Origin of the sequence: Pseudoalteromonas sp. SIMBA_162 (assembly GCF_046535955.1) — a bacterium.
Taxonomy (GTDB): Bacteria; Pseudomonadota; Gammaproteobacteria; order Enterobacterales; family Alteromonadaceae; genus Pseudoalteromonas; species Pseudoalteromonas marina.
In genome coordinates, this window is sequence record NZ_JAWJBQ010000210.1 from 1 (window position 1) to 302 (window position 302).

Annotated in this window: 1 pseudogene; it reads right to left on the reverse strand. The window is 56.0% G+C overall.

Annotated features, from left to right (window positions below):
- A pseudogene (gene lacI, locus R0J88_RS19405) lies at positions 1-302 on the reverse strand (DNA-binding transcriptional repressor LacI); the annotation flags it as partial.

Genomic DNA, 302 nt, shown 5'->3' on the forward strand with positions numbered 1-302 from the left:
CCAGTCGCGTACCGTCTTCATGGGAGAAAATAATACTGTTGATGGGTGTCTGGTCAGAGACATCAAGAAATAACGCCGGAACATTAGTGCAGGCAGCTTCCACAGCAATGGCATCCTGGTCATCCAGCGGATAGTTAATGATCAGCCCACTGACGCGTTGCGCGAGAACATTGTGCACCGCCGCTTTACAGGCTTCGACGCCGCGTCGTTCTACCATCGACACCACCACGCTGGCACCCAGTTGATCGGCGCGAGATTTACTCGCGGCGACAATTTGCGACGGCGCGTGCAGGGCCAGACTG